16 protein-coding genes and 2 riboswitches are annotated in these 21648 nt (G+C 36.9%); of the genes, 8 read left to right on the forward strand and 8 right to left on the reverse strand.

What is annotated here, in order from left to right; translation table 11 throughout:
- Window position 1: 1 nt before the first annotated feature.
- The 3 genes from TY13_RS08570 to pckA all read right to left on the reverse strand — a co-directional run bounded on the left by TY13_RS08570 (window position 2) and on the right by pckA (window position 4843).
- Window positions 2-1198, reverse strand: coding sequence for a Ger(x)C family spore germination protein (locus tag TY13_RS08570; RefSeq protein ID WP_042474418.1), 1197 nt, complete (start codon window positions 1196-1198; stop codon window positions 2-4).
- A gap of 189 nt (window positions 1199-1387) precedes the next feature.
- The gene (locus TY13_RS08575) at window positions 1388-2944 is read right to left on the reverse strand and encodes a spore germination protein (RefSeq protein WP_042474421.1); all 1557 of its coding nucleotides are present in this window, start codon (window positions 2942-2944) and stop codon (window positions 1388-1390) included.
- A gap of 312 nt (window positions 2945-3256) precedes the next feature.
- On the reverse strand, window positions 3257-4843 hold the full coding sequence (pckA, locus tag TY13_RS08580; protein ID WP_042474424.1) for a phosphoenolpyruvate carboxykinase (ATP): 1587 nt from the start codon (window positions 4841-4843) through the stop codon (window positions 3257-3259).
- Between the two features lie 521 nt (window positions 4844-5364).
- Window positions 5365-5482, forward strand: a riboswitch (SAM riboswitch).
- 373 nt (window positions 5483-5855) lie between these two features.
- On the opposite strand from pckA, the gene metK reads away from it, so the two are divergent.
- Window positions 5856-7061 (forward strand): methionine adenosyltransferase, encoded by a 1206-nt coding sequence (gene metK / locus TY13_RS08585; protein ID WP_042474426.1) that lies wholly within the window; start codon window positions 5856-5858, stop codon window positions 7059-7061.
- Window positions 7062-7271: 210 nt separating this feature from the next.
- Here the strand turns inward: metK and TY13_RS08590 are convergent, their stop codons facing one another.
- On the reverse strand, window positions 7272-7790 hold the full coding sequence (locus TY13_RS08590) for a gamma carbonic anhydrase (protein ID WP_042474429.1): 519 nt from the start codon (window positions 7788-7790) through the stop codon (window positions 7272-7274).
- Window positions 7791-8193: 403 nt separating this feature from the next.
- Between TY13_RS08590 and TY13_RS08595 the strand changes: the two genes are divergently transcribed.
- Both TY13_RS08595 and TY13_RS08600 read left to right on the forward strand, forming a co-directional pair.
- Window positions 8194-8988 carry an alpha/beta hydrolase gene (locus TY13_RS08595; RefSeq protein ID WP_042474432.1) on the forward strand — a complete coding sequence of 265 codons (795 nt, stop codon included), beginning with the start codon at window positions 8194-8196 and terminating at the stop codon, window positions 8986-8988.
- A 334-nt stretch (window positions 8989-9322) separates the two neighbouring features.
- Complete coding sequence (locus TY13_RS08600; RefSeq protein ID WP_042474433.1) at window positions 9323-10840, forward strand: alanine/glycine:cation symporter family protein; 1518 nt, start codon at window positions 9323-9325, stop codon at window positions 10838-10840.
- A 71-nt stretch (window positions 10841-10911) separates the two neighbouring features.
- Here TY13_RS08600 and TY13_RS08605 read toward each other — a convergent pair whose 3' ends face one another.
- Window positions 10912-11412, reverse strand: a complete 501-nt coding sequence (locus TY13_RS08605) for a helix-turn-helix domain-containing protein (RefSeq protein WP_042474435.1) — start codon at window positions 11410-11412, stop codon at window positions 10912-10914.
- 323 nt (window positions 11413-11735) lie between these two features.
- On the opposite strand from TY13_RS08605, the gene TY13_RS08610 reads away from it, so the two are divergent.
- On the forward strand, window positions 11736-13049 hold the full coding sequence (locus TY13_RS08610; RefSeq protein WP_074432951.1) for an MFS transporter: 1314 nt from the start codon (window positions 11736-11738) through the stop codon (window positions 13047-13049).
- 27 nt (window positions 13050-13076) lie between these two features.
- A complete protein-coding gene (locus tag TY13_RS08615) occupies window positions 13077-14060 on the forward strand; it encodes an ornithine cyclodeaminase family protein (protein WP_042474437.1) in 984 nt (327 codons plus the stop codon).
- A 128-nt stretch (window positions 14061-14188) separates the two neighbouring features.
- On the opposite strand, the gene TY13_RS08620 is transcribed toward TY13_RS08615, so the two are convergent.
- The 3 genes from TY13_RS08620 to cydD all read right to left on the reverse strand — a co-directional run bounded on the left by TY13_RS08620 (window position 14189) and on the right by cydD (window position 18831).
- Complete coding sequence (locus TY13_RS08620) at window positions 14189-15358, reverse strand: MFS transporter (protein ID WP_042474440.1); 1170 nt, start codon at window positions 15356-15358, stop codon at window positions 14189-14191.
- Between the two features lie 40 nt (window positions 15359-15398).
- Window positions 15399-15498, reverse strand: a riboswitch (purine riboswitch).
- A 77-nt stretch (window positions 15499-15575) separates the two neighbouring features.
- Entirely contained in the window at window positions 15576-17207 is a 1632-nt protein-coding gene (gene cydC, locus TY13_RS08625) for a thiol reductant ABC exporter subunit CydC (RefSeq protein ID WP_042474441.1), read from the reverse strand.
- Window positions 17185-18831, reverse strand: a complete 1647-nt coding sequence (cydD, locus tag TY13_RS08630) for a thiol reductant ABC exporter subunit CydD (protein ID WP_042474445.1) — start codon at window positions 18829-18831, stop codon at window positions 17185-17187. Before cydD ends, cydC begins: the two co-directional genes overlap by 23 nt.
- Window positions 18832-19085: 254 nt before the next feature.
- Between cydD and TY13_RS08635 the strand changes: the two genes are divergently transcribed.
- From TY13_RS08635 to cydS, 3 genes are read left to right on the forward strand one after another with little or no spacing between them, the layout of a single operon-like run.
- Window positions 19086-20423: a cytochrome ubiquinol oxidase subunit I gene (locus tag TY13_RS08635; protein WP_042474448.1), complete on the forward strand. Its 1338-nt coding sequence runs from the start codon at window positions 19086-19088 to the stop codon at window positions 20421-20423.
- Window positions 20414-21442, forward strand: coding sequence for a cytochrome d ubiquinol oxidase subunit II (locus TY13_RS08640; protein ID WP_042474450.1), 1029 nt, complete (start codon window positions 20414-20416; stop codon window positions 21440-21442). The genes TY13_RS08635 and TY13_RS08640 overlap by 10 nt, the downstream gene beginning before the upstream one ends.
- Window positions 21443-21454: 12 nt before the next feature.
- Window positions 21455-21559: a cytochrome bd oxidase small subunit CydS gene (cydS, locus tag TY13_RS21300; protein WP_407637720.1), complete on the forward strand. Its 105-nt coding sequence runs from the start codon at window positions 21455-21457 to the stop codon at window positions 21557-21559.
- Window positions 21560-21648: the final 89 nt, after the last annotated feature.

A 21648-nucleotide genomic window follows, 5' to 3' on the forward strand; every position in this document is an offset into this window, starting at 1 on the left:
ATCACTCCTTAGAAAGGAAAAACGTTGAATTTTTAATAGTACCAGAATTTTTTGTCTGAACTCTAACATCCACTATCACTTCAACATCTGGGAAAAGGGTAGCCCATTGATGTTCTATTTTTCTCCATTTTTTAGGCTCTTGCTGATGTAGTATATTACTGAAATGAACAGCATCTGCTTCATAATTTTTTTGTAACGCATGTAATGTTTTCTCGATTTTTTGTTTGATGACGTTAGATGTTTCTTCATTAATTTTCTTAATTGCTTGCTCAGTAACTAAATCAATAACACAATTTACCTCACCTACATTTTGCTCAACATTAACTTCTATATAGATTTTAGGTGTATCATCGACAATTTTCCCCTTCAAAGAAGTCTTTGTATTAGTAATTTCTGTTGCTAAATCGCCACCGTTAGGGCATGTTATTTTCTCAATCGTACTTTTAATATTATCAGTTAAAAAATTATAGCCCATACTTTCTTCCTCTGTAAGTATACCGACTAATTTTCCCTGCTTGATTATAGCTAGTCCCCTATATTTTAAAACAGCTGATACAACAATTTGATTGACATTCTCTTGACTTTTTCCTATTTTTTTATTTCCAATAAGCTCAATGGTAGATAGTGCAAGGCTGCTATCTTTACCATATTGTAAGGTAATTACATCATCCATCGTTACTGATACTGTAGAGCCCCATGCCTTTTCAGAGATTTCAAGGGAATTTGTTATTTTATGTGCAGGTATTTTTTCAATAGGTGTTAGTACACTGATAATATCTTTGGCAGTTGTTTCATATGCCACAACAATGTTAAAGTCATTGCGAAACTCATGGTCGCGTGAAAGAAAATCGAATGCAGGATTAATATCAGTCGCTGCAAATTCACTTCCAAGTACTACAACTTGTAAGTGGGAGAAATACGATTTTCGAGGTGATAACAATGTTACTTTCCGAATTGCCTCATACAATGTGGCACCTGTTGCCGAATAAGTGGCTACAGGAGAGCGTCCGCTTGTAGGCTGCTTAGAAGAAATCTCCCCTGGATTGACTATTTGGACAGTCACTTCATACTCATCATCTAGTTGGTCAATTCCTAAGGCTACTACAATCGCAATTTCATTCAGTTCTCTTTTACTCCAACAGCCACTTAATAGCAAACATAGTACAGTAAGTAGTAATAGAGTAGCTTCCTTGCGCATTTGGGACACCTCTTTTACAAATAAGATAAAGCGGAGCGGGGGAGTTGCTCTCCTAATGATTAAAGGACAATACCATTGTTAGCGACAAATGAGATTTTTATAGTTGGTTCATTATTTACTTAATATTGAATTTACCTATATTTACAAGTAGATGTACTTGCGCTTTTGATATAAATAAATTGCAGCTTCTCATTTTCGTTTATAATGTTTTTTATATTTTGATGCTCTCGTTATATTCGTTTGATTAACTAAACGAGGTCGTTTAGTTAAATATTTGCGTGGGAATAATAAAATTGCATCCTTTTGATTTTCTAATATCAGTGGCGCAAATGGGCTCATATATGGAACGCCAAAGGAACGTAAGCTACATAAATGTAAAATAAGTGCTAATATTGCAATCATTACACCAAAAAGACCAAAACCTCCTGCAAGCAAAATAAAAGGAAAACGCAAAACACGAATAGAATTAGAAAGTCCATAAGAAGGAAAAATAAAGCTACATATAGCAGTTAAGGCAACGATAATAACTGTTACTGCTGAAACAACACCTGCCGAAACAGCGGCTTCTCCGATAACTAATGTACCAACAATTGATACAGCAGGACCGATTGTTCTAGGCATACGTAGCCCTGCCTCTCGCAAGATTTCGAAGGCAAGTTCCATTAATATTGCTTCAACAACAGCTGGAAAAGGAACGCCTTCACGCTGTGAGGCAATACTAATGAGTAAAGGGGTAGGGAGCATTTCTTGATGAAATGTCGTAACCGCTACATAAAAGGATGGAGCAATTAATGAAAGAACGATAGCAACAAGCCTTAACAAGCGAATAAGAGAGCTAACTATGGGATTAGAATAATAATCTTCAGATGATTGTATAAATGATGTGATAAGAGATGGGACAATTAGTACGAATGGTGAGCCATCAACCATAATAGCTACTTTTCCTTCAAGTAGCTCTCCAGCAATCACATCTGGACGCTCTGAAGTATACATTGTTGGAAACAGTGTGAATTGTACATCTTGTATTATTGATTCAATATAGCCACTTTCTAAAATACCATCAATATCAATTTGATTAAGCCTTTCTATTACCTCTTTTACAATTTTGTCATTGGCAATGCCATTCACATAAATGATAGCGACATCCGTTTGCGTTACTGAGCCTATTACTTTTGTTTGAATCCAAAGGTTCGGGTTTTTAATTTTGCGTCGAAGAAGTGCTGTATTCGTGCGCAATGTTTCTGTAAAAGATTCACGAGGTCCACGAATAACTGCCTCTGTTGAAGGCTCCATAATAGCACGGTCTTTCGCATCTTTTATATTTGTTGAGAGGGCTGTTGCTATACCATCTATAATAATAATTGCACTACCATTGTAAAGAGAGCGATAAAGTGTGGCAAAATCGCTAATTTCTTGTACATTACCAATCGTTAAGCAATATTGCTTTAAATAGTCTGTTGTGTTTTCGATATTTTTTTCAATCTGATTTGTAAATAACCCCATAATGGGCTCTAATAATGTATTCGTAATTTCTATTTTATTAACTAAACCGTCTACATAAACAATAGCTAATGATTGCTTGGCAGCTTCTCCGATGTATAACTGTCGTACCATAACGTCATCGCTATTACCAGCTACGCGTTTAATTGTATCAATTGTTTGTTGTAGTGAAGTAAATAACGGTTGCTGATGCGCATCAGGTGAAAGTTGAGAGGGGGTATGTTGCTGTGTGTCTGAGCGTTTCATATTACATCTCCTCCGATACTTATAAGTAGAGGATAGGCAATTTTATAAGAAATTAAACAAGTACATGTAGCAAAAAAATAAGGTTGCTTAGAAAGTTTAAATCACTTCTAAACAACCTTAAATATAGGTTCACTTATTCATTTAAATTTTAGAGAAAAGACTTTAAAGTTAGTGTTTTCATCATTTTAAAGAACGTGTGAGTATTTTAATAATAGAGAGTAGCTGTCGGGAAAGTGAAGCGTTAGCCGCATTTTTTGCACTGAAAGCAATAGCGTCAAGTACATACTTTCCAGACAGCGTAGAGTCATTATATTAAACTAATGGACCGCCTTGCTTCGCAATAGCATCCGAAACGTTAGCGAATTTTTTGAAGTTTTCGTTGAAAAGGTTCGCTAAATCTTTTGCTTTTGCATCATAAGAATCTTTATCAGCCCAAGCATCGCGAGGATTTAGTACTTCTGATGGTACACCTTCGATTGCCGTTGGAATGTGTAGGCCAAATACAGCATCTTGTGTTGTTTCAACATTGTTTAGCTTACCATCAATTGCAGCACGCACCATTGCACGCGTGTAAGAAAGCTTCATACGGCTACCTACACCATATTCGCCACCAGTCCAACCAGTGTTTACTAAAAATACTTGTGAGCCATGCTCATCAATTTTCTTCCCTAACATTTCTGCATAAACTGTTGCAGGAAGAGGTAGGAATGGAGAACCGAAGCATGTTGAGAATACTGGTTCTGGCTCTGTTACACCACGCTCTGTACCAGCTAATTTCGATGTGAAACCACTTAAGAAATGATACATCGCTTGTTCTTTTGTTAATTTTGAGATAGGAGGTAATACTCCAAATGCGTCTGCAGTTAAGAACACGATTGTTTGTGGGTGTCCAGCTACAGATGGTTTAACAATATTTTCGATATAATCAATAGGATACGCCACACGCGTATTTTCTGTTAAAGAGCCGTCATCATAGTTACAAATACGAGTATTCTCATCCACTACAACGTTTTCTAATACAGAACCGAAACGAATAGCATTGTAAATTTCAGGTTCTTTTTCTTTTGACAGATTGATTGTTTTTGCATAGCAGCCACCTTCAATATTGAAAACGCCATTGTCTGACCAGCCATGCTCGTCATCGCCAATTAATTTGCGATCGCTATCTGCTGATAAAGTAGTTTTACCTGTACCAGATAAACCGAAGAATAGTGCAACATCGCCTGCTTCGCCAACGTTTGCTGAACAGTGCATTGATAAAATACCTTGCTCTGGTAATAAGTAGTTCATAATACCGAAAATTGATTTTTTCATTTCACCAGCGTACTCTGTACCACCGATTAAAATGATTTTCTTTTCTAGTGACACAATAATGAAAGTTTCTGAATTTGTACCATCAATAGCTGGATCAGCTTTGAAGTTTGGTGCAGAAACAATTGTGAAAGCTGTTTTATGTGTAGCTAGCTCTTCAGCAGTTGGGCGGATAAATAGTTGGTGACAGAATAAATTGTGCCATGCATATTCATTAATTACTTTAATGCCAATTTGTGAATCTTTATCTGCACCAGCAAAGCCGTTAAATACAAAAAGCTCGTCGCGTTCTTTTAAATAATTAACTACTTTTGCATATAGTTTTTCAAACACTTCAGAAGAAATTGGGCGATTTACTTTTCCCCAATCAATTTTATCTTTCGTACTTTCTTCTTCTACTGTATATTTATCTTTAGGAGAACGACCAGTATATTTGCCTGTTTCAGCACGTAATGCACCGTCAACAGTTAGAATTGCTTCTCCACGAGATGTTGCTTTTTCTACTAACTGCGGAACAGAAAGTTGAACATGAACATTTGTACCATTTAATAAATCTTTCAGTTCGTTTGCAATTTCTACTGAATTCATCGTTTAAAACCATCCTTTTATTTATAATATTCCCCAAGTTTGGTGGGACTTTATTTTTTTTTACTACAAAAAGTATAACACATTAAATGAAATAGTCTATACTAATTCGTTAAAATTTGTGAAATTTATTCCTTCTGAAGTTTTAATGAAGAAAAATAAGGCCCTTTATCAAAATGTGTGCTTGACTATACATTCCGTTACAGGTGGGGCGTGGCTTCAACTAATTTCTTTTGGCATATGCCGAAAGAAATGGATCTTTAGCTCAAGGCAAACACGATGTTGGTCATGGAGGCGTTGTCACAGGATGTGACGTACTTAGCCTCCCTTCCTTTGTTTAGGGAGTCGCCACCTTTCACTCCATATATAGTCGATTAAATTCCAAGCGCATATTTTGGTGTTGACACAAAAATAAAGAAGTTTTTTTGTTATACGCATTAAAATGAAAGATTCACATATCAATATACATATATAGTATTTGACAGCGTATAAAGATTTATGTATTATATGAAATTGAACGGATACTCTTATCCCGAGCTGGTGGAGGGTCAGGCCCTATGAAACCCGGCAACCTGCATGACTTTTCACATCATGCGCTGGTGCCAATCTGATGCAAGGAGAATTTTCCTTGAACGATAAGAGTGAAAGGGAACGAAAACACAATCCTTTCTCTCATAATTTATGAGTGAAAGGTTTTTTTATTGCGAAAAAAAGGAAGGGAATTTCCTTTAACATCATTATACCTTTCAAAATCCTCGTGTTAAGAAGCGGTAATGGCTTGAGTTGATCCCGCATTAACAGGCAGTCATTGATTTGTATTAAAAGCAATGGTTATCCACTTTAAAATATAGATGAGGTCGAAATGTTTTAGTGGTTAACAAACTGTTTGTAAAAAGCCTGATTGGTGAAGACTACTAATTAAAGAAAAGATTCTATAATGGAAGTATCACTTTAAAAGCTTGACATGGGTAATGAGTACCGTATCATATTCGCAGGAAATATAGGAGGAAACAAAATGACAAATCGTAGACTATTTACATCTGAAAGTGTTACTGAAGGACATCCTGATAAAATTTGTGACCAAATTTCAGACGCGATTTTAGATGCAATTTTAGCTGAAGATCCAAATGCACGTGTTGCATGTGAAACAACAGTAACGACAGGTTTAGTATTAGTTGCAGGAGAAATTACAACTTCTACTTATGTAGATATTAAAGGAATTGTACGTGATACTGTAGCAGAGATTGGCTATACGCGTGGTAAATATGGCTTCGATGCAGAAAACTTAGCTGTGCTTGTTGCAATTGGCGAACAATCTCCTGATATTGCACAAGGGGTAGACCAAGCTCTTGAGGCACGTGAAGGCTCAATGTCAGATGAAGCGATTGAAGCAATTGGTGCAGGTGACCAAGGCTTAATGTTCGGGTATGCATGTAACGAAACACCTGAGCTTATGCCACTACCGATTAGCTTAGCACATAAGCTAGCGCGTCGTTTAACAGAAGTACGTAAATCGGGTGAATTAGCATATTTACGCCCAGATGGAAAAACACAAGTGACTGTAGAGTACGATGAAAATAATGTACCAGTGCGCGTAGATACAATTGTTATTTCAACTCAGCATGATGAGGAAGTAACATTAGAGCAAATTCAAGCGGATTTAAAACGCCTTGTAATCGCACCGGTTGTACCAGCGGAATTATTAGATGATGCAACAAAATACTTCATTAACCCAACAGGTCGCTTTGTAATTGGTGGGCCAAAAGGTGACGCCGGTTTAACAGGTCGTAAAATTATTGTTGATACGTATGGTGGCTATGCACGTCACGGCGGTGGAGCATTCTCTGGTAAGGATGCGACGAAAGTTGACCGTTCGGCGGCATATGCAGCACGTTATGTAGCAAAAAATATCGTAGCAGCAGGTTTAGCAGATCGTGCTGAAGTCCAACTTGCTTACGCAATCGGTGTAGCACAGCCTGTATCTATTGCAGTAGATACATTTGGTACAGGAACAGTACCATCATCTCAAATTGTAGAATGGGTTCGCGAGCTATTTGATTTACGTCCAGCAGGTATCATTAAAATGTTAGACTTACGCCGCCCAATTTACAAACAAACGGCAGCGTACGGACATTTTGGCCGCACAGATTTAAATGTTCCTTGGGAGCAAATAGATAAAGCGGAAGTCTTAAAAGAAAAGGCTGCTTTATTAGTGAAATAATGTAATGAGGTTGTCCGAAAAGTAGGCTGACGTGCCACTTTTCGGACAATTTTTTGCTATTTTATTTTGATTCAGTGGGTGTTTGCCATACTCGCTGAATTATAGAAAACAAAATAGATATTCTTCTCACTATCCATGGGGGAAGAATTTTCTACTGAATTAAGATTAATAGTCACCATTCTCGTCGTAAGTAGATATCTAAAAGAATTTTTAGATATCTACTTGCAATGATTTATAATACTGGCCTTTTTCTACATATTCGCGAATAATGCGGTCCATATCTTCACGATCCTCTGCATTTACTTCGCGTACTACTTTTGCGGGACGGCCCATAGCGAGCATATTTGGGGGGATTTTTTTGCCTGGTGGTACAAGGCTACCTGCGCCGATAAATGCGCCTTCTCCAATTTCAGCTCCATCAAGAATGATTGAGCCCATACCAACTAATGCACGCTTGCGAATTATGCAGCCGTGTAATGTTACTTGATGACCAATTGTTACTTCGTCTTCAATGATAACAGGATTATTAGGGCTTTGATGTATACAGCTTAAGTCTTGTATGCTGACACGTTTGCCTATAATCGTTGGTGCTACGTCACCACGAATAACTGTATTAAACCATATTGTTGATTCTTCACCAATTGTGACATCACCCGTTACTGTAGCGAAATCTGCAATGAATGCTGTTGAATCAATTTTTGGGAGTATTCCTTTATATGGGTAAATCATGTTAAAAACGCTTCCTTTCTTTATGCACACTATGCAACCATCGTATCAAATGTAGAGAAAAATAGAAAATAAAATTTAAACAATAGAAGAAATACCGATTATAATAAAGTGAACCTTCAAACAGTGGAGGATGATACCCCCACTGTTTGGTAGCTTCACCAATCGGGTTTTTACAGGCTGTTTGATTCCCCACTTAAATATCTCGATTTTATCTGATGATTTGAAGTGGGGGTATGGTGCTCCTGCGATTACTCGTCGCAAAAGTACAGCCTGTTAATAGGGGATAAGGAAATCAGTTGTAGCAATATTATTTAGTATAATGAAAACGTTAGTACAAGATAAACGTATAATAGAAGCAACAAGATGAGAATTAATTGAAGTGTTGAATATAGGAGGGATTGCAATGTGGAAATGGGAGGCTGAAGGACAGCCAAAAGCAGTTGTTGCAATTGTCCATAGTGCGTATGAGCATCATCGTTGGTATGCTTGGCTAATTGAAAAGCTGCGAAGCGCGGGATTTCACGTTGTAATGGGGGATTTACCAGGACACGGAGAGCAAACATTAAGCTATCATGATGAAGATTTTTTTAAATATGAGAATTATGTGAAACAGATAATCGAAATTGGTTTATCTGAAAATTTACCTGTGTTTGTTATAGGAAATGGTCTAGGTGCAACAGTATTGATGAATGTTTTGCAAAAAAAGAAATTGGAATGTGCAGGTGCTATATTTGTTTCCCCATGGATGCAGTTAAAGCTTCAGCCTGGGAAATTGTCAAATGCGTTAACGAGTATTAGTGCACTAACTTCTAGTGTAAAGCTACATCATGATATTACTGTTCAGCTAATGTCTCGGAATTATGAGGTATATGAGGAGCTAAAGGGTGATATCCTTCATAATACAACTGTTACAGTGAAATGGTATAAAGATTTACAACAGCTATTAAAGCGTTTAAAAAACCCAGAGATTAAATTTCCTAATTTACCCGTATTAATGATGACGGGTGAAAGGGATCAAATTACGGATATACAAGTATCAAAAAATTGGTTAATACAGCAACCGTTATCGCATTTTCAATATAAAGAATGGTCAGATTGTCAACACAGTTTATACTTTGAAATGGAAAGAGAAGAGGTATATTTATACACAAAAGATTTTATGAATAATGTGCTTCGTTCTTTAGGCTATATTATTTAAAATTGTAAAACTGTTAAAATAATATATTTTTTTGATAATGATTTTAAAAGACGATGTCATGTGAAAGCACTTTACACAAAGTGCTTTTTTTCTTTGTAAAATAAATAATATAAGTAATGAAAACGCTTTAATTAACCGGTAAGTAAACAAAATACAGCGTATGCTAGAAGTGTTTCTAGCATACTTTTTGGAGGGGTAAAGCTGATAAAATCTATCTTTTTAAAATTTCACAATACGAAATATTTAGAATCTTTTAAAAAATGTATTGCATAAAAAATGCATATGTAATATAGTAAATTTCAAAATAATACATTGTTTTTAAAGGGGGATTTTAATGGAGTCAGTTGTAGGTTTTTTAAATGATATTTTATGGGGACCATGGTTTATTTATGCTATTTTGCTAGTTGGACTATTTTTCTCAATCATTACTCGATTTTTACAAGTACGCCATATCAAAGACATGTTTGTATTGATGTTCAAAGGGGAGAAATCTGAGAAAGGTATTTCGTCATTCCAAGCGATGTCGATAGCTTTATCAGGACGTGTAGGAACAGGTAATATCGCAGGGACAGCAACTGCGATTGCTATGGGGGGACCTGGTGCTATATTTTGGATGTGGGCAATTGCCTTCATTGGAGCTGCAACGGCATATGTTGAATCAACATTAGCTCAAATTTATAAAGAAGAAAAAGAAACAGAATATCGCGGTGGTCCAGCCTACTATATTGAAAAAGGTACGGGTCAAAAATGGTTTGGGGTGTTGTTTGCAGTTATCGCGGTAATTGCTATGTTAATTTTAATGCCAGGTGTACAATCAAATGCGATAGCAGGTGCGGTAGACAATGCATTTGGCTTAACACCTGCTATTACAGGCGGAATTATTGTGGTATTATTAGGGGCAATCATTATTGGTGGAGTAAAATCCATTGCAAATGCAGCACAAATTATTGTGCCTTTTATGGCTGCTGCTTATATGATTATGGCATTAATTATTATTGCAATGAACGTTTCAGAAATTCCGACAGTTATTAGCTTAATTTTCTCAAGTGCATTTGGTGCCCAAGAAGTATTTGGTGGAATTGTGGGTTCAGCTATTGCTTGGGGCGTTAAACGTGGTATTTACTCAAATGAGGCTGGTCAAGGTACAGGTGCTCACCCAGCAGCTGCTGCGGAAGTATCTCACCCTGCTAAACAAGGAATTGTACAAGCGGCGTCTGTTTATATTGATACATTATTAGTTTGTTCAGCTACAGCATTTATGATTTTATTTACTGGTATGTATAATGTACATGATGAAAAAGCAGATAAAATTGTTGTTCAAGATCAAGAGATTTACCCAACTATTTTTACGGGTGAATTTGGTAGTAAAGATTATTCAGGTGATGCTCAAATCACATTCGCACAATCAATCAAAGAGGGGGCAGCATATACACAGTATGCTGTAGAAAGTGCTATTCCAGGATTTGGTGCACCGTTCGTAGCAATTGCGTTGTTCTTCTTCGCATTTACGACAATTATGGCGTATTACTACATCGCTGAAACAAACATTGCCTATTTATTCTCAGGATCTGCTGAGAAAATCGGTATCTGGATCGCAAAATTTGCTATTTTAATTGCAGCATTTTTAGGTACAATCCGTACTTCAGATTTAGCTTGGGCAATGGGTGATGTTGGATTGGGCTTAATGGTATGGGTAAACGTGATTGCCATTTTAATCATTATGAAACCAGCAATTGTCGCATTAAAAGATTACGATAGACAGAAAAAAGAAGGAAAGGATCCGCAATTTGATCCTACTGCATTAGGCATTAAAAATGCAGATTTCTGGGTTGAACGTAATAAAAAGAAATAATTAAATAATATGAAACAGAAAGCTACCAAAGATGAAAGAATCATTTTTGGTAGCTTTGTAATGTTTAAGAATTATAAAGAGGTAATTAGTAAAAACTTTGTTGGCATAAGGCTATCATTCCACCAAATATGGCTTTGTGAAGAGGAAAACATAATCGATTCTCCCACTTTTAAAATGCTCTTTTGTTCTTCTAATGAAAAAGATAATTCTCCTTCTAACACATAGATAAATTCATAGCCTAAATGAGTAAATTCCTTACTATCTTTTTGATTTGGTTGCAGTGTAACGAGCATCGGTTGAAATGTTGCTGCACTATTATTAGAAGCTAGATTTTCGTAGTAAAAGGGTAATGCTTCTTTTACATCGTCTGTTGTTGCTTGTTCAAAAAAAACGCTTGGTGAAACTTGTAAAGCATCGCAAATTTTGCGTAATGATTCAAGTGTTGCATTACATTTACCAAGCTCTACTTGCGATAGGAAGCTTATTGAAACACCTGTTTGCTCTGCCAATTGCTTTAAAGTAATCTTTTTTTCCTTACGTATTTTGCGTACCATCTCACCAATAACATTCATTAAATCCCCTCAATTCAAAAAAATTTTAATATATAAATATATGGAACTATAACATATGAAACTTTGCAAATAAAATGAAATTTCTAGCGATAGTTAGTTTCTCCTAAGTTAATATACAAGCAATTGAATTATCAGTAAATTCGAAAAAGAGATTGACAACATAAATCAATAATGAAATAATCAACCTATAATAATTGAAGTGTCACTTCAATTTTAATTTGAAGCAAAATGGTATACAAGTTATTTGGAAAGCGTTTACATATGCTGATTTTGTGTGCATTTAAGATTGAAGGCAAGCTTTTTTAATTAAAGGGGGAATTTGGATGACGAATCCGCAATTAAGCAAGTCACAAATGAGGAAAGTTTGGATAGCAAGTTTAGTTGGTAGCTCAATTGAATGGTTTGATTACTTTCTTTATGGAACAGTAGCCGCACTTGTGTTTAATCAAGTATTCTTTGTTGTCGATGATCCAACTGTCGGTTTAATGTTAGCGTATGCCTCGTTAGCATTAGCATTCTTTATACGACCATTTGGCGGTATTATTTTTAGTCATATTGGGGATAGAGTAGGGCGTAAAAAGACATTAGTAATGACATTATCACTTATGGGTATTGCTACTTTTTTAATGGGAGTACTGCCAACCTACCAAGCGATAGGTGTAGCAGCACCTATACTCTTAATATTATTGCGCTTAGTGCAAGGTCTAGGTATTGGAGGAGAATGGGGCGGTGCATTGCTATTATCGGTTGAATATGCACCAAAAGATAAACGTGGATTGTTTGGAGCAATTCCTCAAATGGGTGTAACGATCGGTATGTTTTTAGGAACAGGCGCATTAACATTTATTACTTCTACAGTTTCAAAGGAGGCTTTCGTTGCATGGGGATGGCGTATACCTTTCTTATTAAGTGCATTGTTAGTTGTTTTTGGACTTTGGATTCGTAAAGGTATCGATGAAACACCATCATTTAAAAAAGTACAGGAATCTGGAGAAATTCCAAAGCTGCCGATTATTGATACACTAAAGTATCACTGGAAGGAAGTATTAATCGCAATTGGTGGCAAAGTTGTTGAAACAGCACCATTCTATATTTTCGGTACATTCATTGTATCGTATGGAACAAATCAATTAGGATTTTCAAGTACAGAAGTTTTAGTGTCTGTTATGATAGCGACAATCGTTACAACGATTTTAATTCCATTTATGGGGAATTTGTCGGACCGAGTTGGACGTAAGAAAATGTATATATTCGGCACAATCGGCATTATTATTTACGCGTTTCCATACTTCTGGTTACTACATCAAAAATCATTTATTACATTAGTTATTGCAACAATCATTGGGTTAGGTATTATTTGGGCGCCAATTACAGCGGTACTAGGTACGATGTTCTCAGAAATTTTTGATGCAAAAGTACGCTATACAGGCGTTTCACTTGGCTATCAAATTGGCGCAGCCATTGCGGGTGGTACTGCACCACTTGTCGCTACAGCATTATTAGCAAACTACAATAATTCTTATGTCCCTGTGGCGATTTATATGATTTTTACAGCAGTTATTTCATTATTAGCAGTTTGGGCAGTACGTGAGCGTAGTAATGAAGAATTAGATTTCGCTCCGACAAATAAAAAATAATTATTAACATGTATTGGAGTGAGTGTTTTGAAAATTTTGAACGAACAAGATATTGCATCGTTCTATCAAATAGATGATGCAATACAAGATGTAAAAGCGATCTTGCAAGCAAAGGCTCAAGGGAATATACTAGCTCCACATCGTACAGTATTAAATTATCCAGCACAATCTGCGTCGGCACTATATATGCCAAGTGCAGATTTAGTAAACCATATGTCAGCAATTAAAGTTGTAACAATTTTCCCGAATAATCCTACTATCGGAAAGAAAACAACACAAGGGATAATTGTTTTGACAAGTACGGAAGATGGCTCGCATTTAGCGACTCTAAATGCTTCTTTCTTAACTCGTTTACGTACTGGGGCAATGTCTGGAATTGCGACAGATTATCTTGCGAAGAAGGAGGCAACGACTCTAGCTGTTATTGGTACAGGTGCAATGGCTTTTGAACAATGCTTAGGTGTATTAGCTGTTCGAGAAATTCAAGCGATTATTTTATATAATCGTACGGCAGAAAAAGCTAAAGATTTCGCAATGGAACTAAAAAAAGCTGGTTACAAAGGTGAATTCATTTTTGAGCAAGATGCTAACGAAGCAGTGGCGCAGGCGGATATTATTTGCTGCGCAACAAAGACGACAACACCATTATTTAAGGGAGAATATTTAAAAAAGGGAGCACATATTAACGGTGTGGGCTCATATCTTCCACATATGCATGAATTAGATAATTACACTATTACAAATGCAAGTAAAATTGTTGTTGATGATTTACCTGGTGCAAAAGATGAAGCTGGTGAGCTAATGAATGCTGCGGAACAAGGTGTTTGGAGTTTCTCAGATGTGCATGCTGAGTTAGAGCAACTTGTTGCGGGTACAAAAGTTGGACGAGAGCAGGAAGAGGAAATAACTTTCTTTAAATCAGTAGGGGCATCTTACTATGATTTAGCAGTAGCACAGGGCGTCTATAAAAAAGCATTGGCACTAAAAATCGGAAAATCAGTAGAAGTATAAAAAACAAAGAAATTAAGCGAATGATATCAAATTGAAAAACTTGATAACATTCGCTTTTTTATCATAGCTGTCTTAGCTTGTGTACTAATCACTACTTTAGATCTACTAAAAAACAGAAAATGCAATCTTTAAGTATGCTGCTCTGTAGATTGAGACGCAGACGAGTTTCTTAAAGAAATAGCTGCACAGCCCAAAGCTGCTAAGACGAAAATTACACCAAATGTAGATAAGTAAATCGCTGACGAAGTGAAAGCAAATACAATGCCACCAACTGCTGAACCAATTGAAATACCGATTTGTAATGCGGCGGTATTAAGGCTTTGCTGAATATCTGATGTTTTTGGTGCAATTTGAATTAAGTAGCTTTGTAATGGCGGTGTTAGTGCCCAGCTCAGTGCGCCCCAAAATACTGTAATGATTAAAAACAATGGTAGCGCAATTATTGTAAATGGAATAATAAGGAGCACAATAGCAAATGATGCAACGACAAATAAAATTGTTTTTTTCGTGCCGAGCTTATCGTTCAACCAACTACCGAGTGCATTACCACTTACAGAAGAAACCCCAAATAATAAGTAACAAGCGCTAATCCATGATGCACTTAAATCGAAAGCTTCTACTAAAAAAGCTGTTAAATAGGCATATAGCATATAATGTCCTGCTAGCATAAATAATGTTGTAAATTGTGCACTTAAAATTTTTACATCTGCTAATGATTTTAGCTGCGTTTTTAATGGAATAATTTCAGTGACAGGCATTCTTTCTAGGAAAATGATATTTAGTACTAGTGATAAAACGGATAATACAGCAATACCTAAAAATACAGAGCGCCAACCAAACGATTCTGTTACGAAAATCCCTAACGGAACACCAATAACCAGTGCCGAGCTAACACCAATAAAAACATAGCTTAATGCTTTTGCACGGTAACGTGGCTCTACAAGTTTGGCTGCAATCGTTAGCGACAATACAATAACTAAAGATGTGCTCATCGCAGAAATAATGCGCGCAATCATTACAATAGGAAATGTTGGGCTTACATACATCATTAAGTTACTCAAAGTAAAAATAATTAATGAAATAATAAATAGCCTCTTTCTTTCAATTTTTGCTGTTAATGATAAGAGTAGTGGTGCAGATAATGCATAGATAAAAGCGAATACAGTAATAAGTTGACCTGCTGTAGAAATTGAAACGTTTAAGTCTTTTGCAATATTAGGTAAAATCCCCCCTACAATTAATTCGACTAAACCAACTGCAAACGCAGTAATTGCAAGAATATATACTTTCCAGTTCATAAAATCATCCTTCCTTTTAAAACAAAAAAACTTCTGACTACAAAAATTAAGAAATTTTTGTAGTCAGAAGTTTACGGTTTCTGGTAGAGACCCTCAATCCATATTACTGAGGCTATACGTTTGCCATCTTATCATAGATTGGGGTAGATGACAAATTTTTTTTATATTTAAAGGAAGGGGTGATGCTTTGTCATCCCATGAAGAAGGCGTATTATATTTATAAAAACTTCTGCATGCCATAGAAAATTCCTCGTTTTTCCATTAAATCATCGTAAGAGCCGACTTCTGCTAAATGATGCTCATGGATAACAAAGATACGATCAAAGTGCTCAAGCTCATCTAGCTTATGTGTAATACAAATAACAGTTTGCGGTAACGTTAATAATAAATTTGTACAAAGGGTTGTCAGCTTTGTGTCTAAATGAGCAAATGGTTCATCTAAGAAATAGATTGGTGCTTCACGCAGCAATACGCGAGCAAGGGTTAAACGTTGCTGTTCTCCACCGGATAAATTGCGGGCCTGCTCCAAAACCTCTTGATCTAATGAAAAGGGGAGCTGTAATTGTTTTAATATCTCCTCCATTAGCATATCGTTTTGCTCGCTTAATAAATTTTCCTTTACAGTGCCGCTAAAGAAATGATTATGCTGTAGCATAATGCCCATTTGATTCCATAGTTGCTCATGTTGGATTTGTGACATTGTTTGACCGTTCCATAAAATCTCCCCAGCATTAGGCTGTAGATTTTGAATAAGCAATTGGAAAAGTGTTGATTTTCCAGCACCACTTGGGCCTACTATAGCGATTTTTTCGCCCGCTTGTATTGTAAATGACACGTTATGCAATGCTTGAAAATCACTTTTTGGGTAGCTGTAGCTAATGCTAGAGGCCTCCAATGTTTGAAAGTTGCCTTGCTGCAAAGCTTGTTTCGGCAATGGAGCTATATCAAATGCTGTCAAACGTTCAAAAGCTTGTGTTGATTTCGCTTTATGCATAGGCACTGTGCCTAATGGAACAGCTACTTCAAAAACAGTTAAAGCAATTAGCAATAACATGGCTAAATATAGTCCATTGAGAGAGCCATTTGCAACAAAATAAGCACCAAGCACAACAACGGTAAAGGCTGTCAATAAGGCGATTGCTTGGTTAACGAGCTGTGCCTTTAGTGCTTGCTTGTCCTCATTTTGTAAATCTCGTTCAAAAGTAATGCTAAGCTCCTGTAATGCCTTTTCCGTAGCGGAGCGTTTTCCAGCGACAGTTAAATCCGTTAAGCCGAAAAAATATTCTGTTAAGCCTTCTGTGTATTGCTGCTGGCTCATTGATTCTTTCGGTTTTTGCCAAAGCATTGGCAAAATAACTGTACAAAGAATCACGCTAACAAGTAGTAGCAATGTAAGCCAAACAGAAAACCAAATTGTAAATAGCATTGTGCCAAAAAAAACTAATAATGCAACGAGTGGAGGGTAAGCGACACGTAAAAAATATTGTTGCAATGTATCAACATCCTTTGTCATACGTGTCAGTAAATCGCCACCACGGTAACTAGAAAGCAGAGAATGAGCATGTGGCTGCAAGCTTTGAAAAAAACGCAGACGCACTTTTTCAAGCAGGGCAAACGTAACGCGATGTGAAATATAGCGTTCTGCATATTTACTAACGGACTTGGCCACACCAAACAGCTTTAAAAAGGCTGTTAAAATTAAAATAATATAAAACGGCGGTAGAAGCGCTGCTTTCGAAATTAAAAAGCCACTTTGAGCGAACAGTGCTACAGCTGTTAAACCACTAACTGTACCAGCCAAAAGTGCTAACAAGAAATCTCTTTTTTCACTTAAAACCATTTGCCACATGTTTTTCACCTCTTTTCAGTTGTCCATTTATCACTTCGTAAATTGCATCGGCATGCGCAATACTTTCGTAGCGATGTGCAACGATAACGACAGTACTGCGATGGTGAAATTGCTGAATAAGCTGATGCACGGCATGGGCTGTTTGTACATCAAGCGCAGCAGTAGGCTCATCTAATAACAAAATAGATGGCTTTTTTAGCCAAACTCTTGCTAAAGCCACACGCTGCTGCTCCCCGCCCGATAAACCAAGTCCGCCTTCGCCAATTTTCGTCTCAAGCCCGTTCGCAAGCTGCTTAAACCAGGCCGTAAGCTGTACCTGCTGCAATGCCTCGAGCAATTGCTGATCTGAATAGTTTGCTCCCATTTGTAAATTTTCTCGTAATGTTGCTGCAAATAAATATGGCTTTTGTGACACGAGCATCATTTCTTGACGCCATTCTTTCTCTTCTATAGTAGATTGTTCCTTTTCGTCAATGAACAGTTGGCCTTCATCAGGCTTTATTAAACCTGCTAGCATATGCAAAATCGTTGTTTTTCCATGTCCAGATGGGCCAACAAGAGCAATTGTTTGTTTTGCAGGAATACTTAATGTAATTGGTCCAATTTTTTGTTGTTCATATTGAATAGAAGCATCTTTTAATAGAAGGAAAGGGGCTTGTGCAAAATGCTCCTTGCCCCAAATAGGCTCGCGCTTTGGAGTTTTAAGTGTGTCCTGTAAAATTTCTGCCGCCGCTAAGCTGCCTCTCCCTGTATGGAAGGCTGCCCCAAGCTCCTTTAATGATTGATAATATTCAGGAGCTAATGTCAAAACGAAAAAGGCTTGTGCAAAAGCTAGCGTTTGGAAAACAATCATACGAAAGCCTATTTCTAATGCAACTAAACCGATGCCAAGCGTCGTAATAAGCTCGATGAAAAGGGTAGAGGCAAAGGCAATCTTCAAAACAGCAAGTGTCGCCGCTGTAAATTGTCTGTTATGCTCATTTAGCTTCTGCTCCTGCTCATGAGCTTTGCCGAATAATTTTAAAGTTTGTAAACCGTATAGCATTTCTAAAAACGTGCTTGAAAAGCGATTCATTTTCGTTAGCTGTTGTTCAGATTTTGCCTTTGTTTGAATACCTACTAAAATATATGTTAAAGGGATAAAGGGTGCAGTAATTAACATAATAATGGCACTTGTTGGATGCACAAAAAACAGTGTGATAACAATGCTTGCTGGTATAGTCATTGTTTTAATAAATTGCGGGATATAATGTGCATAATAACCGTGCAATTCTTGAACAGTATGCTGCAAAATGGCAATTTTTTCACCCGCAGGCTTAGTAGACGGTGTAGACCAATGAGCGATTAATTGCTGCCGCACCTTTGTTTTCACAATGCCTGCATAACGATTTGCAGAAAGCTGCAAAAAAGCTTGTGTAGCAAGTCTTATACAGATGGCAAGTGCTAAAAGTGCCGCATATGGAGTGATTGCATTAAATGATGATTGTTGGATAAAGACGCTATCAACGATTTTGACAATGCTATATGCCTGTCCAATAATCGCCCCAGCAAGCAATAAGCTATATAGAGCAAACAGTAACAAATATTTTTTTTCTGCAAAGGCAAGCTGCTTTAACCAAGCCATCAATCCACACCTCGTTTCTTTTGACGTCTGTATTGTAAAGGTATAATAAGTTTGTCATTTTTGAAAAGGAATACACTTGCGAGATTAGTCGTTTTATGCACTTTGTGACAAAATTCTGTATGTCTATTATGTGAATACATGTTGGAGTGAAGAGACTAAAATAGATTACAGCAATATTTAGTGCTACTATGAAAGCAAGTTTTGTCTGTATAAATACTTTAAAGGATATATTCAAAAATAAAGGAGTGAGGAAAGTGGACTCATCTGTTTTTTGGAGTAGGGCTTTAACGGAGCTTACCCTATCGTTCCATATTATTTTTGCGACGATTGGTGTAGGTGTGCCATTGATGATTTTAATCGCACAATATGTAGGTTATAAGAAAAATGATATTCATTATACGATGATGGCAAGACGTTGGGCACGTGGCTTTACAATTACTGTTGCAGTTGGTGTTGTTACAGGTACGATTATTGGTTTACAGCTTTCTTTATTATGGCCTCAGTTTATGGAATTAGCTGGGCAAGTCATTGCGTTACCATTGTTTATGGAAACATTTGCTTTCTTCTTTGAGGCAATTTTCCTCGGTATTTACTTATATACTTGGGATCGCTTTAAAAATCCGAAATATCATATGTTGTTACTTATTCCTGTAGGGATTGGTGCTTCAATGTCAGCAATCTTTATTACGATTGTCAATGCTTTCATGAATGCTCCTCAAGGCTTCACGGTAAAAGGTGATGCATTAATCGATATTCAACCTTTTATGGCAATGTTTACGCCAGCGATGCCAACAAAAATTGGTCACGTATTGACGACAAGCTATATGACGGTCGCTTTTATCCTTGCAGCAATTGCAGCTTATAAATTATTACGTGGAGAAAACCATATTTACCATAAAAAAGCGCTTGTTTTTACGATGAAGCTAGGTTTAATTTTTGCGCTTGCTTCAGCAGTAGTTGGGGATTTCTCAGCAAAATATTTAGCGGAATATCAACCAGAAAAGCTTGCCGCAGCAGAATGGCATTTTGAAACGGAAGAGGGAGCCGATTTAATATTATTCGGTGTGCTTGATAATGGCGAAGTGAAGTATGAAATTCGCCTACCGAAAATACTAAGCTTTTTATCACATACTGATTTTAACGCAGAAGTAATTGGACTTGACCAATTCCCGAAAGACGAGCACCCACCACTTATCATTCATTATTTCTTTGATATTATGGTCTCAATTGGCGTCTTTATGATTGTATTAGCCGCTGCCTTTGTCCTTGGAAAATGGAGAAGCTGGTCATGGGTTGAAGCAAGGTGGTTTAGATGGCTCATTGTCCTAGGTGGACCGCTATCGATTATCGCAATTGAGGCAGGTTGGTGGCTTGCCGAAATGGGACGTCAGCCGTGGATTTTATACGGTATTATGCGCACATCAGAAGGGGCAACGACAGCTACGGGTGTAGAATATTTATTTATTGCTTTTGCAGTTGTCTACTTTATTTTAGGTGTTGGTAGTATCGTTATTTTACATCGTATGTTTAAAAATAATCCGATTGAAAAGGAATTAAATTCAAGACAGGATGGTGAAAGCTCATGGCATTAGAAATATTAGGTATATCTGTGTTATGGCTCTTCTTGTTTGGCTATGTTATTGTTGCTTCCATTGATTTTGGTGCAGGCTTTTTCAATGCTTATAGCTTAGTAAGAGGAAATCATCAAACTTTGACAAAAATCATTAAACGTTATTTATCACCTGTTTGGGAAATTACAAATGTCTTTTTAGTATTTTTCTTTGTCGGCGTTGTCGGATTTTTCCCGCAAACAGCCTATTATTTCGGAACAGTATTAATTGTGCCTGCATCTATCGCCTTAATTTTATTAGCGATTCGCGGAAGCTATTATGCCTTTGAAGCATACAGTGGTGTGAGTGGGCATAAAGGCTATGCGCTAGCTTACGGTATTTCAGGGCTCTTTATCCCTGCCGCATTTTCTGTTGTTTTAACAATTTCTGAAGGTGGCTTTGTTACAATGGATAGCGGTCATCCAAAGCTCGATTATGGCGCATTATTTACTAGCCCGTTATCTTGGTCAATCGTAGTTCTTTCTATTGTAGCTGTGTTGTATATTTCCGCAGTCTTTTTAACTTGGTATGCCAATAAGGCAGGAGAAAAAGATGCAACAGAAATTATGCGAAAGTACGCTCTTATTTGGGCAGGACCACTTATTATTAGCGCGTTTGGAATTATTATTGAAATGCGCCAATTAAATGGCTGGCATTATGAAAATATGTTCAATGTCTGGTGGCTCTTTGCCTTATCTGGCTTGCTCTTTATTGGAACCGTTTATTTCATTTATAAACGTAGGCATTATAACTGGGCGCTCACTTTATTAATCGTCCAATTTGCACTAGCGTTTTTTGCCTATGGTGTTTCGCACTATCCTTATTTGCTCTACCCGTATTTAACAATTTACGATAGCTTTACGAATCAGGCGATGGCCATCGCATTAGTCATAGCATTTATCGCAGGGCTTGCGTTGTTAATACCATCACTTTACTTAGTGTTCCGCTTATTTGTATTTAATAAAGAGTATGTATCAGGAAAGTCTGATCATCATGTATAGGAGGGTAAAACAGTGAGTGAATTTTTAATATTTGTCGCACCTTTTATCGTCGTTGTTTTATCAGTCGCAGCAGCTTTCTTTGTTGCAACGCGTGCTAGTTGGGTGGAGGAAGAATAATTACTTATAAAAAACGCATGAAATCAAGGTTTTTCACATTTGATTTCATGCGTTTTTAGTTATATCTTATCTTTTTTATAAGTCTAAAG

Origin of the sequence: Bacillus ndiopicus, assembly GCF_000612805.1 — a bacterium.
Taxonomy (GTDB): Bacteria; Bacillota; Bacilli; order Bacillales_A; family Planococcaceae; genus Metasolibacillus; species Metasolibacillus ndiopicus.